Raw genomic sequence first — 14831 nt, 5'->3', positions numbered from 1 at the left:
CCTCAAAACAGACATGGGACGCCCGCTTTGAATGCCCTGCATGCAGTGACATATTGAAAATTGCGTTAACCCTCGGGATACGAGGCAAATATTCGTGGCAGCCAATTGTTTGCGGTTGTTTGGGGGTTTGCTGTAATCCGACACGCTAGGTGAAAACTCGCAGTGCCCGTTTAGGAGAATCTTGGTGGCCCAATATTGGCTGATGAAGTCCGAACCGTTCAAATATGGTTGGGACGATCTTGTCGAAGAGGAAGAGGGCGTCTGGGACGGCGTGCGCAACCACTTGGCCAAGAACAATCTGGCTGCGATGCAAGTGGGCGATGAAGCCTTCTTCTACCATTCGCGCGAAGGGCTGGAAATTGTCGGTATCTGCGAGATCAGCGAGGCGGGCATCCTAGATCCCACGGACGAAACCGGCAAATGGGCCGCCGTGAAAGTCAAACCCAAGCGCAAATTCGACCATCCGGTGACGCTCAAACAGATCAAGGCTGAACCGAAGCTGGAGGATTGCGAGCTGGTGCGGCTCTCGCGCCTCTCCGTTGCCAAGATCACGCCCGAAGAATGGGCGATTATCTGCAAGATGGCGGAAGGGTAGCTATGCCGGGTTGTCCGCTGGGCTAACCGGCCTCGCCCTTGGGGAGATTAACCACAAAGCTGGCTAACTGTCCCCTTTCTGGCCAGTGCGTAAGCGCGTCTCGCCAAAGGTTAAGAAAGTGTTAAAACCTTGGTTCATGACCAAGGGCTACGCTTCACTTCGACCGATCTTCTTTGGCCGCAACGGGCAAGAGATCGAACCGCGCATTCCTCGCAAAGCTGAGGAAGGGCGGCGTGGCCTTGTGCTTACGGAAGAGACCGCTCGCCATCCGTTTCGCGCCACCCTGCCGCCGCATGTCAAAAGCGACCTGCACGACATTCCCGCAGAGAGCCTGTGGCGTTTGACGGCTGAGGATGCGCGCGGGTTCGCAAGCGTCTACTTCGCGACCTTTGCCGCGGTGCTCGTCTTTATCCTGTGATCAGACCTATCCGAACGCAGCTTTCGCAGCGGCGTCCTTCTCAGCTATGAACAAGCGCCAGCCGAGATAGGCGGATACCGCGGTCAGAAGCGCGACAAACATCACTTGATCGACCACCGGAATGCCTATCGCGCTCAGCCCCATGGCGACCGCTGATCCCAGCACCATGCCCAGCGAGTTGAGAATGTTGTTGGCGGCAATCGTCCGGCTCGCCGCATCATCGGCGCAGCGCGTGGTGAGGAAGGCATAAAGCGGCACCACGAACATGCCCCCGGCGGTCGTGATCCCCAGCAGCATCAGCGAAAGCGGTATGGCGAGCGGCTCGAAAATCCAGTCGGTCCAGGTCAGCAGCGCGCCGGTCTCACTCGTCGGCCAGGCCTTGGCGAGGAAGTAGAAACCGAACACAAAGCCGCCCATCACGATGACTGAGATGGAGGAGTATTTCGCCGACACTTTGCCCTTCAGCAAAGCGTTGATGCACACCGAGCCGATCGCAATGCCCAGCGAGAAGATGACAAGGAACAGGCTCGCCACGTCCTGCGCTGCATAAAGCTGGTTCTTGGCAAGCGGCAGGAACAGCACAAACAGCACAGCGCCAATCGTCCAGAAGAAGCTGATTGCAATGATCGCCAGCCAAATCTCTCGGTTCTTGGTGGTCTCTTTGATCAGCCGAGTGCTCATCACAAACTGGTCTGCGATGGCGACAAAGGGATAGCCGAGCCAGCGCAGCACCGCGTTCTTGGTCTTCGCTGCATAGGGTTCGAGCAGCGGGAAATGCATCTCATAATCGCTCTGAGGCGGTGCGTCGGGCACCTGGCAGGCCGCGACATAGCCGATCAGGGCGGTGACGATGATGCCGACGATGGCCCATTCCACCGGGATGATACCGGCGAGGATCGTGCCAGCGAGGATTGCGATATACGTTCCTGCCTCGACCAGCCCGGTCCCGGCAAGGACTTCGCCCTCTTTCAAATGCTGCGGCAGGATCGCGTACTTAATCGGCCCAAAGAAGGTCGATTGCGTCGCCGCGAGGAAGGTCACGAACAACAGCAGCGGGATCGCCACTTCGTGCACGGCAATCCCCATCCATGCCATGTAGAGGCCAATGGCGCCGAGCGTCACCCAGCCGATCTCGCACAATTTGACGATGCGGGTGATCTTCGCCTTGTCGCGCGTATCCGCCAATTGCCCAGCGAGCGCGGAGAACAGCACAAAGGGCAGGATGAAGATCAGGCTCGCAAAGCCGGAAAACGTGCCTTCCGTGCTCTCATCATTATAGACCGAGTAGATCACAAAGAAGAGCGCGGCATAGCGGTACAGATTGTCGTTGAACGCGTTGAAGAACTGCGTGACCATCAAGGGCAAGAAGCGCTTGCGGCGTAAGAGGTGCGTCGATGTCGTCATGAATGCAATGCGAGCGCGCGCGTTCCCTCTTCTCTTAGTTCTCACATAGCGACGACGCAGGTCAGCACAACCCCCGGCTTTGGGCTGACAGTGGCCTATAAACACAACCAACTGTTGGCGAATGATGGTTGAGGTTTTGTGGATCGCACCAGAGGCGCTAAGGGGGCTGGACACTATGCTGACTCTGCCCAACATCCTGACTCTGTCGCGCATTTTTGCAGTCCCGCTGCTGGGATTCTTCCTGTGGTGGCCGGATTGGAAGCTCGGCTATCTGATCGGTTTTGCGCTCTATTGCGTGATTGCTCTCACTGATTTCTTCGACGGCTACCTGGCCCGCGCGCAAGGGACGGTGTCGAAGCTGGGCCAATTCCTCGACCCCATCGCAGACAAGATCATGGTCGCCGCCGTGATCCTGATCCTGACCGCGCAGGGCTTCTTGCGAGGGCCCTATGTGGGCGACATGCACGTCATCGCCGGCACAATTATCTTGATCCGCGAGATCACGGTGAGCGGCCTGCGCGAGTTTTTGGGCGGCATCCAAGTCTCCGTCCCCGTCACCAAACTCGCCAAATGGAAGACAACGTTTCAATTGGTCGCCTTAGGCGCTCTTATACTGGGCGGAGCGGTTCACGGCCAACCCTGCCAACCCCCCGTCGAAGGCTGCGGCAGCGTGGCAGAAACATGGGTGCATGTGGTGGGACTGGTGTCGCTCTGGCTAGCCGCAGCGCTCACCTGCATCACCGGCTGGGACTACCTGCGGGTTGGTTTGAAGCATATGGAGTGAGGGGATGCGCGCGCTCATGTTGTGAAGCCAATATATGCGATCAAACCCTCTACGGAGCTAGGAACGTCGCCGCGCTTCTCGGCCTCGCCTAGGTTGATCGCAAGGCTCAAGAACGTGCCCTTCTCCGATTTCGCCTTTCGCGCTTCAAGTATCTCCAAGGCCGCCCTGCGCAGTGCACTTTCAACGATATCCTTACCGTTCGGAACGGCAACTTCATCAACGATGATCACCGCAGAGTTCTCCACGCCCAGGACCAGCTGATGGCCCGTTGCTACGAAGGCAAAGCCTAAGCCTTCGTCAACCCACCAGTGTTCGAGATAGCTGCACATATCGGCGCGGCATTGGAATATATCGACGGCTGCCAGGTGGCTCGGATCATCGCCTTCTCCGACTAAAACTACATCAGACAGCCAAGTATCACTCACTCGTTCAACCCGCCCTGAGTTCCTCTGCCAGCAGCCTGAAATCCGCTTCCCTTGGCGAATTCTTTCTCCACACCAGCACGATCTCGCGCTTTGCATTGTCGCTTTTGACGGGGCGCGCGACGACATTGGTGCCGTTCAGGATGCCTGCGTCCAGCGCCATCTTGGGCAGCATGGTGAGGCCAAGGTCATTGTCGACCATCTGGACCAGAGTATGCAGGCTCGTCCCGATCATGCTGGAGCTCGCGCGCAGTTCGGAGCGGTTGCAGGCGGCGAGCGCGTGGTCGCGCATGCAGTGGCCATCCTCGAGCAACAGCAGGCGCCCTTCGGCAATCGCAGGCTCAATCATTTCAGGTGAGATTGTCGCGGGGGGATCGCGCGGGTCGTCTTTGGGAAAGGCGACAAACAGCGGGTCGTCGGCAATATGCTCAACCTCCACATCGCCCGTGTCGAAGGGCAAAGCGAGCAGAACGCAATCCGCGCGTCCGTGATGCAGGCTGTCGAGCGCGTCCTGGCTCGTCTCCTCGCGCAGCATCAGCTTCAGATCAGGGCGCTGGGTTTTGAGGCGTGGCAGCAGATGCGGGATCAGGAAGGGCGCGATCGTTGGAATGACGCTCATGCGAAGCTGTCCGGAGAGCGGCTTGCCCGCGGCCTGGACAAGGTCAGAAAGCTCCTCCGCCTCGCGCAGCAGCTTGTTGGCCTTGGCCACCACCTGCTCACCCAGCGACGTAAACCGCACCACCCGGCGCGAACGTTCCACCAGCGTCACGCCCAGCAAGCTCTCCAGCTCGCGTATCCCCGCCGACAGCGTCGATTGCGACACAAAACTCGCATCGGCTGCACGGCCGAAATGGCCATGCTCATGCAACGCGACGAGATATTGCAGCTGCTTGATGGTGGGGAGGTAGGTGCTCATTCTGAGGCTAACGCTTCCTCCATGCTCGCTTGCATGTCGTCGATATGGGCCATTTTCAGCCGGCCGTTCTGGACCGCGAAAGCCAGCTTGCCTTCGACCAGTTCCAGCGCGTCTTTGCCGAAGACGTCATAGCGCCAGCCTTGCAGCACTTTCAGGTCGCGCACTCCGGCGGCGAGCGCCTCCATCTCGTCCGCGCGGGTCAGTAGGCGGGCGGCGACGTCGATTTCGCGGGCACGGATCTTGAGGAGGAGTTTGAGCAGGTCAGCAACCAAAGCGCCTTCCTTGCCCAAAGGCGCGCCGCGCTTCATCTTCTCGGGCATTTCCTCCTTAGGCAAAGGCTCAGCGTCGGCGATGACCTTCATCAGGCGCTTGCCGATGTCGTTGTCCTTCCATGCCGAGGACAGCCCCCGCACTTTGGCCAAGTCGCCCTGCTTTTTGGGCGGGTGGGAGGCAATGTCAGCGAGCGTTTCGTCGCGCATGATCCGGCCACGCGGAATATTCTTGTGCTGCGCTTCGCCCTCGCGCCAACCGGCGAGCGCTTTGAGGCGACCCAGCACTTGCGGATTGCGGCCCGGCTGGCGAATGCGCTTCCAACTCGTATCCGGGTCGACCAGATAGTTCGACGGGTCAGCCAGCTTCTCCATCTCCGCATCCAACCAATCGCCACGCCCGGTTTTAATCAGCTTTTTGAGGATCTTGGGGAAGATCTTTGACAGGTGAGTCACATCGCCAATCGCATATTCGATCTGACGGTCTGTCAGCGGGCGGCGGCTCCAATCGGTGAAGCGCGCGCCTTTATCGACCGTGATACTGAGCCAGTGATCGACCAGATTGGCATAGCCGATCTGCTCTGACTGGCTGATCGCCATCATCGAAATTTGCGTGTCGAAAATGGGGAAGGGCGTCTTGCCCGTCATGTTGACGATGATCTCAACATCCTGCCCGCCCGCGTGGAAGACTTTGAGAACGTCGGAGTTCTCCGTCAGCAGGTCGAGCAGCGGGGTGAGGTCGATGCCGTCAGCCAACGGATCAATCGCGGCGGCTTCTTCGGTGTTGGCGATTTGCACCAGGCACAGTTCGGGCCAATAGGTGTTCTCGCGCATGAATTCGGTGTCGACGGCAACGAATTCGGATTGGGAGAGACGCTCACACAGGTCAGCCAGAGCGTCGGAAGTGGTAATCAGGTCGTGAATTTTCATATCGTCGTTTTCTTGTGTCTTTGAGCGGAGTGCCGCTCTCGGGCCATGACAGCCCATCGAATTGAAGTGCGCGCGACTTGACAAAGCGCTGGTCTTGGCCTGTTAGCGCGCCCATATCCCGGTGGCTTTTTGAAGCCCCCAAGAACATGCTCGCGCCCTTAGCGCCATACACCCAGACAGGACAAGAAGTTAGATGCACGCCTATCGTTCCCACACTTGCGCACAGCTTTCGGGCAAAAATGTCGGAGAAACCGTCCGTCTGTCCGGCTGGATCCATCGGAAACGCGACCATGGCGGTGTCCTGTTCATCGACCTGCGCGACCATTACGGCATCACGCAGATCGTGGCGGACGAGGATTCGCCCGCTCTGCCCGTGCTTGAAAAGCTGCGCGCCGAATCGGTGGTGACGATTGATGGCGATGTGAAGGCTCGCACTCCGGAGACGGTGAATAAAGACCTGCCCACTGGTGAGATTGAGATTTTCGCTCGCTCCATCACGGTGCAGAGCGCGGCGGAAGAGCTGCCCATGCCGGTCGCAAGCGGAGAGGAATATCCGGAAAACATCCGCCTCAAATACCGCTTCCTCGATCTGCGGCGCGACGTCATGCACCGCAACATCATGCTGCGGTCCAAGGTAATCACCAGCATCCGCAAACGCATGACCGATCAGGGCTTTACTGAATTTCAGACCCCGATCCTGACCGCCTCGTCTCCCGAGGGCGCGCGGGATTTCCTCGTGCCCAGCCGCATGCACCCCAACAACTTCTATGCGCTTCCCCAAGCGCCGCAGATGTTCAAGCAGCTTCTGATGGTCTCCGGCTTTGACCGTTATTTTCAAATCGCACCCTGCTTCCGCGACGAAGATTTGCGCGCTGACCGGAGCCTGGAATTCTACCAGCTCGACCTCGAAATGAGCTTCGTGACGCAGGAAGACGTGTTCCAGGCGCTGGAGCCGGTGCTTGCTGGCGTGTTCGAGGAATTTGCGGATGGCAAAGCTGTCACCCCGGCAGGCACCTTCCCGCGCATCCCTTACGCCGAAGCGATGCTCAAATACGGTTCGGACAAGCCGGACCTGCGCAACCCGCTGATCATCTCCGACGTTACCAGCCACTTTGAGAAATCGGGCTTTGGCCTGTTCGAAAAGATCGTTGGCGGCGGCGGTGTGGTTCGTGTGATCCCGGCTCCGAACACGAACGAGAAGAGCCGCAAGTTCTTCGACGACATGAACAACTGGGCGCGCGGCGAGGGCTTTGCCGGCCTCGGCTACGTCACCCGCAAGGGCGGCGAGTTTGGCGGTCCGATTGCCAAGAACCACGGCCCCGACCGGATGGAAGAGCTCTACAACGAGCTCGGCCTTGGTCCGGATGATGGCCTCTTCTTTGCAGCAGGCAAGGAAAAGGACGCCGCCAAGCTTGCCGGTGCCGCGCGCACGCAGATTGCCGAGCAGCTCGACCTCATCGAGCCGGATTGCTTCAAGTTTTGCTGGATCGTCGACTTCCCGATGTTCGAGTATGACGAGGACGCGAAGAAGATCGACTTCAGCCACAATCCCTTCTCGATGCCGCAGGGCGAGATGGAGGCTTTGGAGACAATGGACCCGCTCGAGATCAAGGCGTGGCAGTATGACATTGTCTGCAACGGCTATGAGCTGTCCTCAGGCGCGATCCGGAACCACAAGCCGGAGATTATGTACAAGGCCTTCGAAATCGCTGGTTACGACAATGCGACCGTCGACAAGGAATTCGGCGGCATGATCGAAGCGTTCAAGCTGGGCGCGCCGCCGCATGGTGGTTCGGCACCGGGCATCGATCGCATCGTGATGCTGCTGGCGGGCGAGGAAGCAATCCGCGAAGTGATCGCCTTCCCGATGAACCAGAAGGGCGAAGACCTGATGATGGGCGCGCCTTCCAAGGCTGAACCTGCGCAGCTTCGCGAATTGATGCTGCGGTTGGTGGAGCCGCCGAAAAAAGAGGGCGAGGTCTAAGCCTTTCCCTGCGCTTGGCAGATCGTTCACCGGCGATACAGTGCCCCTGCAACAGTGTCACATCACACTGAACCGGGGGCACTTTTGATTTCGACCGCTAAACTTGCTCTGGCGGCCTGCGCTGGTCTGTTCTTGACCGCTCAGGCCTCCGCGGAATCGCTCACCATTCGCTGGATCAATCCGCCTGAAGCGACTGTCCGGGCCACTGTAGAGCTGATCGTGGTCGAACCGTTTGAAGGCGATTTGGGGCAGGACACAGAGCTTGCCCTGATGGACCGGCTGGGTTCGGCTTCTCTCCGCGGAGAGCCTTGGTTTGAGCTAATCCGCCCCCGTGCGCTTGAAAATGCAGTGGTGGAGATTGTGGCGGAGGACGGCTCGATCCTGACCGAGCCTTTGGTCGCCGATGCGGCGTTGCGCGGGACGGTCCGCGCTGAAGTGATCGAGCGCGCCGTCGGTCCCCGTATCGATACCGAATGTATCCGCCGCAATGACGATGACGAATGCGCTGAAGAAAAAGTCACCAGCGTCGAATGCCGCGAGCTGAGCGTGCAGGTCGTCCCGCGCATCTATTTGAGCGATGAGGCCGATGGGCGCCGCCTTTATGGCTACACCCAATCGCAAACGGCCAAGCAGCTCTATTGCGTCGATGCGCGCGACATTCCCTCCAGCCTCGACATGGCAGATGAGTTGATTGTGGGGATTGCCAGCGAAATTCGCCGTGATCTGGCACCCAGAGCGGTCTCCCGCGATGTCCGCATCATGGAGCGCCGCCGCGACTTACGGCGTGAGGACCGCGATGCGTTTCGTGCCGCCGTGCGCCAGACTGACGATGATCCGGTGGGGGCTTGCGCTGCTTTTACAGCGCTCGAAGAGACCAACCCGCAGCATGTCTCGGTCCTGTACAACATCGGTCTATGCCGCGAACAGCGTGGCGACTTGGACAGGGCGGAGGATTATTACCGCCGCGCGCTCGCTGTTGATCCGGGGCGCGATTATCCCAGTGATGGCTTGCAACGCGTCCAGCGTGCGCAAGCGGCAGAGCGGCTTATCGCGGCGAGACAGGCGCTTTAGTCGCCCTCCATTCCTGACAGAAACGCCGCGACATTCTTGCCCAGCGCCTCGATCTTGTAGCCACCTTCCATCACGGTGAGGGTTGGGAGGGCGAGCTCTCCAATCATCGCACCCACGCGGCGCATGTCGGGCGTGGTCAGCTTGAAGTGCGAGATTGGATCTTCGGCAAAAGTATCCGCGCCGTAGCTCACAATCAGGAACTTCGTGCCATGCGCGCGTATCGTATCGAGTGCTTTGGCAAGCGCCGGCTCATACTCTGCCCAAGAGGTCCCCCGCGGCAGCGGTAAGTTGAGGGTTTTGCCCGCGCCTGCTCCAGCGCCAGCCTCGTCCGCGTGACCCCAATAGTAGGGGTAATCCATGCGTGGGTCGGCGTGGATTGAGGTGAAAAGGACGTCTTTATCTTCGTAGAAGATGTCCTGCGTCCCGTTGCCGTGGTGGTAATCCACATCCAGCACGGCGACCGGTCCAAACCCCCGCGCCGCCGCCGCGCGCGCTGCGATGGCCGCGTTGTTGAGGTAGCAATAGCCTCCGAAATAATCCGCACCGCAATGGTGTCCGGGAGGGCGGCATAGGGCGAAAGCTTGGGTCGCCTCTCCGCTCGCCAATGCCTCAAACCCGCTCATGGCGCTCTGCGCGCTGGCATAGGCGGCTTTCCAAGTGCCAGATGCGATGGGGGAGGCGGCGTCAAACCCATATTGACCAAGCTTTGCGTCGATCCGGTCGTGGGCAAGTGGGCGGCGGCCTCGCACGGGGAAGGCATATCCAATAGCATCGCCCGAGCGGCCTTGGGCGAGCCAGTCGTCATGGGCTGACTTCAGAAAGTCGATATAGTCCTGCGCGTGCACTGCAAGGATTGGCTCCAGCCCGAGGTCTTGCGCCTCCTGAGCCTCGCCCAGCTCGGCAAGGATCGAGGTGAGTCGCGCAGGGCTCTCGGCAAAGTCGACCCACTCGCCATTGTTCAGCTCGCGAATGGGGGCGTGGGCGGATTGGGACTGGTCGAAAAAGGTCAGCATAGGGCGTGCGGGGCTCGCTGTTGTTGCCTGCGGGGCGGTGTAGTCTATCCTCGCATTCTTGTGAGCGGGAGAGCGCAATATGACAACCACGCGGCGCAGGTTTCTAGGGGGCAGTCTTGCCACCGGTCTTGCCGCATTTCCGTTTGCGGGTTGCCAAGGGAGTGACAAGACAAGCGTCTATGTCATGGGCGTGATCCACTCCAACCATCTGCGCAGTGAGACGTACTCGCTCGCCGTGCTCGAATCCGCTATCCGAACGATCGCTCCCGACGTCATTTTGACAGAGATTCCCCCCGACCGGCTGGACCGTGCAATTTCGACATTTGAGGCCACCGGCACGGTGGATGAGCCGCGCACGCAGGTTTTCCCCGAATATACTGACGTAGTTTTTCCACTCAGCCGCGAGCTTCCTTTCACGCTGTTTGGCTGTGCCGGATGGACGCAGGAGATTGCAGATAATCGCCGCGCTGCGCTCACCCGAATTCAGAACGATCCCGCCCGCGCCGATCAATGGGCAGAGCACCGCGCCGCTATCCAAGCCTATTCCCAAGCCGTGGCAGGGCGGCGCGATGATCCGCGCTTCATTCATACTGAGGAGTTCGATCAACTCGTTGAAAAATCGCGTGAACCCTATCAGCGGCACTTCGACGCGGAGCTTGGTCCGGGCGGTTGGACGCAGATCAACAGAGCCCACAATGACCTTATCCACGGGGCGCTCGATACGATCAGTGGCCAGCGGCTTACCGCGCTCATCATGTTTGGCTCAGCGCACAAATATATGATCAAGCGCAGCCTGGAAACGCGCGCTGATATCAGGCCCAAGGAGCTGGCGCCGATTTTCCGTTAGAGCTTGTGCGAAATCGATGCGCATCTTGACTTGCGCTTAATCGAACCGACCTTTAGGGCACTTTTCGAGTTTCACACCCCAATATTTAAGAGGGACACACATGAGCGATACTGCCGACCGCGTGCAGAAAATTGTCGTCGAGCATCTCGGCGTCGAAGGTGACAAAGTCACTCAGGAAGCCAGCTTCATTGACGATCTGGGCGCAGACAGCCTCGACATCGTCGAATTGGTCATGGCTTTCGAAGAAGAGTTTGGCGTGGAAATCCCCGATGATGCGGCTGAGAAAATCTCGACCGTGGGCGATGCCACCAAGTTCATCGAAGAAACCAAGGGCTAATCGCCCGCAGCAGGGGCTTTTCATGGCCCTCTGACCGACAGGCCCGAGCCCTTCGAAAGAGGGCCTTCGGGCCTGTAGTGTTTCTGACCTGACTAAATGCATGATTTGCAGTTAGGCTCGTATTTGAGAGCCGTTTGGAGAAGCGAATGCGCCGCGTTGTTGTAACCGGGCTTGGCCTGGTGACCCCGCTGGGGGGCGATGTTGAAACCTCTTGGAAGAACCTGATCGCTGGCAAAAGCGGTGCGGGGCCGATTACGCGCTTCGACCCCGAAGGCCAGAAATGCACCATTGCGTGCGAGGTGAAGGGCAAGGACCACGAATACGGCTTTGACCCGGACAAGCGCGTCGATGGGAAGATCCAGCGTCAGGTCGATCCCTTCATCGTCTATGGCATTGATGCAGCGGGACAGGCTCTCGAAGATGCGGGCCTGACCGACATGACGCAGGAAGAGAAAGAGCGCACGGGCTGCTCCATCGGCGCAGGGATTGGCGGACTTCCGGGGATTGAGAAGGAATCGGTCAACCTGCATGAGCGCGGTCCGGGCCGGGTCTCTCCGCACTTTGTCCATGGCCGCCTGATCAACTTGGTCACAGGCCAAGTGCAGATCAAATACGGCTTCATGGGTCCGAACCACGCGGTGGTGACGGCCTGCTCAACTGGCGCGCACTCCATCGGAGACGCGGCCCGCATGATTGCCGCCGACGACGCTGACGTCATGCTTGCGGGCGGTGCAGAGAGCACCATCAACCCCTTGGGCATTGCAGGTTTTGCGCAAGCCCGCGCGCTCAACACCAGTTTCAACGACCGCCCGACCGAGGCGAGCCGTCCCTACGACAAGGACCGCGAAGGCTTTGTGATGGGTGAGGGCGCTGGTGTCCTCGTGCTCGAAGAATATGAGCGCGCGAAGGCTCGCGGGGCAAAGATATACGCCGAAGTGACCGGATACGGCCTCTCCGGCGATGCTTACCATGTCACTGCACCGCACCCGGAAGGCAAGGGCGCTGAGCTGGCGATGCGCATGGCGCTGAAGAAGGCAGGGTTGGGGCCGGGCGATATCGACTATGTCAATGCTCACGGCACCTCAACCATGGCCGACACTTTGGAGCTGGCCGCGGTCAAGCGCGTGCTGGGCGACGACCTGTCGGGCGCTTCGATGAGCTCGACCAAGAGCGCCATCGGCCACTTGCTGGGTGGAGCAGGCGCGGTGGAAGCGGTGTTCTGCGTCCTCGCCATGCGCGACCAGATCGTCCCGCCGACGCTCAACCTCCACAACCCGGATGAGGGGACAGAGGGTATCGACCTCGTCCCGCACGAAGCGAAAAAGCGCGAAGTGCGCGCGGTGCTAAACAACAGCTTCGGCTTTGGCGGCACCAACGCCTCGCTCGTGATGCAAAAGGTTGAAGGCTAAGGCGATGAAAAAGCTCGTCCTGATCGCCGGGCTTTTGGTCGTCGCTCTGGGCGCAGGCGCGCTGCTCTTTGGCTCCGCATTCCTTGGTGAAGCCACGGTCGAGGAAGAGACCGCCTTCATCATCCCCGCAGGCTCCTCGCTGAGCGCGGTGGCGGGTGATCTGGAGGAACAGGGCCTCATCACCTCTGCCGACGGCTTCCTGCTGTCTGCGCGGATATTTGGCTCCTCTGACCCGATCCAAGCAGGCGAGTTCTCGCTGACGCCGGGCATGAGCCAGAGCCAAATCCTCACCGCGTTTCAGCAAGGCGATGTGATCCGCCGCTTTGTCACGATCCCCGAAGGCATGCCCTCAATCCTCGTCTGGGAGCGGCTGATGGCCGAGCCGCTGCTCGAGGGCGAGGTCGAGGTGCCACCCGAAGGCTCCATCCTGCCCGACACCTATGCGTTCGAGCGGGGTCAGACCCGTGCCTCGCTGGTCGAGCAGATGCAGGGCGCGATGGACCTCTATCTCGCTGAAGCCTGGGCTGCGCGCAATCAGGACACAATCGCGGTCGACACGATGCGAGAGGCGCTGATCCTTGCCTCCATCGTCGAGAAGGAAACCGGCACGCCGGAAGAGCGCCGCACGATTGCGGGCCTCTATTCCAACCGCGTGAAGAGCGGAATGCTGCTCCAAGCCGACCCGACGATCATCTATCCGATCACCCAGGGCAAACCCCTGGGCCGCCGCATCCGGCAGTCGGAAATCGCTGCGGTCAACGGCTACAACACCTACACCCGCGTCGGCCTGCCCGAAGGTCCGATCACCAATCCGGGGCGCGAAAGCATCGCAGCGGTGCTGAACCCGGAACCGCACAATTACCTCTTCATGGTCGCCGATGGCACGGGCGGGCACGAGTTTAACGAGGACTTGAACGGCCATAACGAAGCGGTCGGACGCTGGTTTGAACTGCGCCGGCAGCGCGGAGAGATGGAGTAGGGCGCTCTTCCATGGGCAAACCCTTCATTGTCACAGCAGCTCTTCCTGAAGGCATCCAGAGCTGGGCCGAAGCATTGCGGCGCGAGCATTACCCTGCCGAGCGCAATCATCTGCACGCCCATGTGACCCTGTTCCACTCCTTCGCGCCGTCTTTGCTGGATGAGCTGAAAGACTACCTCCCGCAACTGACTCGGGAATTTGCGCCCGTGGAGGCGTATGTGAGCGGCATCATGGACCTCGGCACAGGCACTGCCATCGCGCTCGAAAGCCCCGCTTTGCTGAACCTGCGAGAGCTGATCGCAGAGCATTTCCACGGCAGCCTCACCGCGCAGGACCTCTACGAACCGCGCCCCCACATCACGATCCAGAACAAAGTGACCAAACGTGAGGCGAGGGCGCTTCAGGCGCAGCTGGCTGCGACGATAGAGCCGCGCGCCTTCACCTTTCCCGCGCTAGAACTGCACCTCTATCAAGACGGCCCGTGGGAGCTCGTAAAACGCATGGCCTTTCGCGGGCGGGAGTGCTTATAAGGACGAAGCATGTCCGGACTCGGTGCAATTGGGGGGACTTCATGAGCGATATAGCGATCTATGTGGGTGCGCTTGCAGGCTTTGCGCTGGTCGTGGCGATGGTCCCGACACAGGTGCGAACGATCCGGCTGGCAGCGCTTGTCGCAGGGCTTTTGTGGCTCGCCTATTTCATCATGCTGAGCGACTATGGCATCGGTTTCCTAATCGCCAGCGGTTTCACCGTAGTCAACGTGATGCGCCTCATCGAACTGCACCGGCGCGCACGGCGCGGCAATATGACCGAGGAAGAGCGCGAGCTGTTCGACCACGTCATGCAGATCGAAGACCCCGCCAAACAAAGCCGCCTGCGCGACCTGATGCAATGGCGCGATGTCGGCGTGGGAGAGGCTCTGATCACGCAGGACCAACTCGACCCGCCGCTGATATACATTGCCACGGGTAAGGCCAAGATCGTGCGCGATGGCGAAGTGCTGGGCACAACCGGCGCAGGCGAATTTGTCGGCGAAATGAGTCACATTTCGGGCAACACAGCCAGCGCGACGGTGGAGGTGACGACAGCCATCCGCATGGCGCAGATCGACCGCGACGCGTTGGCAGGGCTTGCTCGCAGCGTTCCTGAAATCGGCCGCGCAGTGGACAGCGCATTCAACCGCTCTCTCGCGGCCAAAGTGATGCGCATGAACCAGGCGTCCAAAGGCGATGCGGGCTGACTGAAACCCGCCCTGAGCTTGGGGCCAATTACAGGTTGACCGAGGCGGACACGCACCCTAAATGCGCCCCTCGCTTGAGGCATCATTGCCTCGCGAATCCGGCATGGCAAAAGCTTTGCAGGAGCCTTGATTGGGGCGGAGTAGCTCAGGTGGTTAGAGCAGCGGAATCATAATCCGCGTGTCGGGGGTTCGAGTCCCTCCTCCGCTACCAAA

The 14831-nt window shown here is 60.0% G+C and carries 16 protein-coding genes and 1 tRNA gene; 12 read left to right on the top strand and 5 right to left on the bottom strand.

Features of this window, described 5'->3' with window-relative positions; all coding sequences use genetic code 11:
* Positions 1 to 184: 184 nt before the first annotated feature.
* The gene (locus tag AC0V6X_RS07445; RefSeq protein ID WP_486183942.1) at positions 185 to 595 is read left to right on the top strand and encodes an EVE domain-containing protein; all 411 of its coding nucleotides are present in this window, start codon (positions 185 to 187) and stop codon (positions 593 to 595) included.
* A gap of 136 nt (positions 596 to 731) precedes the next feature.
* Entirely contained in the window at positions 732 to 1013 is a 282-nt protein-coding gene (locus AC0V6X_RS07440) for a hypothetical protein (protein ID WP_486183941.1), read from the top strand.
* A 6-nt stretch (positions 1014 to 1019) separates the two neighbouring features.
* Here the strand turns inward: AC0V6X_RS07440 and AC0V6X_RS07435 are convergent, their stop codons facing one another.
* Positions 1020 to 2417, bottom strand: coding sequence for an MFS transporter (locus tag AC0V6X_RS07435; RefSeq protein ID WP_486183940.1), 1398 nt, complete (start codon positions 2415 to 2417; stop codon positions 1020 to 1022).
* Between the two features lie 175 nt (positions 2418 to 2592).
* On the opposite strand from AC0V6X_RS07435, the gene pgsA reads away from it, so the two are divergent.
* Positions 2593 to 3201, top strand: a complete 609-nt coding sequence (pgsA, locus tag AC0V6X_RS07430; RefSeq protein ID WP_486183939.1) for a CDP-diacylglycerol--glycerol-3-phosphate 3-phosphatidyltransferase — start codon at positions 2593 to 2595, stop codon at positions 3199 to 3201.
* Positions 3202 to 3215: 14 nt separating this feature from the next.
* On the opposite strand, the gene AC0V6X_RS07425 is transcribed toward pgsA, so the two are convergent.
* From AC0V6X_RS07425 to rnd, 3 genes are read right to left on the bottom strand one after another with little or no spacing between them, the layout of a single operon-like run.
* Positions 3216 to 3626 carry a hypothetical protein gene (locus tag AC0V6X_RS07425; protein WP_486183938.1) on the bottom strand — a complete coding sequence of 137 codons (411 nt, stop codon included), beginning with the start codon at positions 3624 to 3626 and terminating at the stop codon, positions 3216 to 3218.
* A gap of 4 nt (positions 3627 to 3630) precedes the next feature.
* Positions 3631 to 4539: a hydrogen peroxide-inducible genes activator gene (locus tag AC0V6X_RS07420; RefSeq protein ID WP_486183937.1), complete on the bottom strand. Its 909-nt coding sequence runs from the start codon at positions 4537 to 4539 to the stop codon at positions 3631 to 3633.
* A complete protein-coding gene (gene rnd / locus AC0V6X_RS07415; protein WP_486183936.1) occupies positions 4536 to 5738 on the bottom strand; it encodes a ribonuclease D in 1203 nt (400 codons plus the stop codon). Before rnd ends, AC0V6X_RS07420 begins: the two co-directional genes overlap by 4 nt.
* Positions 5739 to 5931: 193 nt before the next feature.
* Here rnd and aspS point away from each other — a divergent pair, with 193 nt between their 5' ends.
* Entirely contained in the window at positions 5932 to 7722 is a 1791-nt protein-coding gene (gene aspS, locus AC0V6X_RS07410; RefSeq protein WP_486183935.1) for an aspartate--tRNA ligase, read from the top strand.
* Between the two features lie 84 nt (positions 7723 to 7806).
* The gene (locus tag AC0V6X_RS07405) at positions 7807 to 8793 is read left to right on the top strand and encodes a tetratricopeptide repeat protein (protein ID WP_486183934.1); all 987 of its coding nucleotides are present in this window, start codon (positions 7807 to 7809) and stop codon (positions 8791 to 8793) included.
* Here AC0V6X_RS07405 and AC0V6X_RS07400 read toward each other — a convergent pair.
* Positions 8790 to 9806 carry a histone deacetylase family protein gene (locus tag AC0V6X_RS07400; RefSeq protein WP_486183933.1) on the bottom strand — a complete coding sequence of 339 codons (1017 nt, stop codon included), beginning with the start codon at positions 9804 to 9806 and terminating at the stop codon, positions 8790 to 8792. The two genes, AC0V6X_RS07405 and AC0V6X_RS07400, sit on opposite strands and share 4 nt — an antisense overlap.
* A gap of 79 nt (positions 9807 to 9885) precedes the next feature.
* Between AC0V6X_RS07400 and AC0V6X_RS07395 the strand changes: the two genes are divergently transcribed.
* The 7 genes from AC0V6X_RS07395 (at position 9886) to AC0V6X_RS07365 (ending at position 14829) form a co-directional block, all read left to right on the top strand.
* Positions 9886 to 10653, top strand: a complete 768-nt coding sequence (locus tag AC0V6X_RS07395) for a hypothetical protein (protein WP_486183932.1) — start codon at positions 9886 to 9888, stop codon at positions 10651 to 10653.
* 100 nt (positions 10654 to 10753) lie between these two features.
* On the top strand, positions 10754 to 10990 hold the full coding sequence (locus AC0V6X_RS07390; protein WP_486183931.1) for an acyl carrier protein: 237 nt from the start codon (positions 10754 to 10756) through the stop codon (positions 10988 to 10990).
* A gap of 146 nt (positions 10991 to 11136) precedes the next feature.
* Positions 11137 to 12399, top strand: coding sequence for a beta-ketoacyl-ACP synthase II (fabF, locus tag AC0V6X_RS07385; protein WP_486183930.1), 1263 nt, complete (start codon positions 11137 to 11139; stop codon positions 12397 to 12399).
* A gap of 4 nt (positions 12400 to 12403) precedes the next feature.
* Positions 12404 to 13378, top strand: coding sequence for an endolytic transglycosylase MltG (gene mltG, locus AC0V6X_RS07380; RefSeq protein WP_486183929.1), 975 nt, complete (start codon positions 12404 to 12406; stop codon positions 13376 to 13378).
* An 11-nt stretch (positions 13379 to 13389) separates the two neighbouring features.
* A complete protein-coding gene (locus AC0V6X_RS07375; RefSeq protein WP_486183928.1) occupies positions 13390 to 13908 on the top strand; it encodes a 2'-5' RNA ligase family protein in 519 nt (172 codons plus the stop codon).
* Positions 13909 to 13949: 41 nt separating this feature from the next.
* Positions 13950 to 14618: a cyclic nucleotide-binding domain-containing protein gene (locus AC0V6X_RS07370; protein WP_486183927.1), complete on the top strand. Its 669-nt coding sequence runs from the start codon at positions 13950 to 13952 to the stop codon at positions 14616 to 14618.
* A 134-nt stretch (positions 14619 to 14752) separates the two neighbouring features.
* Positions 14753 to 14829 (top strand) — tRNA-Met (locus AC0V6X_RS07365).
* Positions 14830 to 14831 lie beyond the last annotated feature (2 nt).

The organism is Erythrobacter sp. S267, from assembly GCF_057365045.1.
The sequence above is the reverse complement of the archived record's forward strand: the minus strand, read 5'-3'. Positions and strand labels throughout refer to the sequence as shown.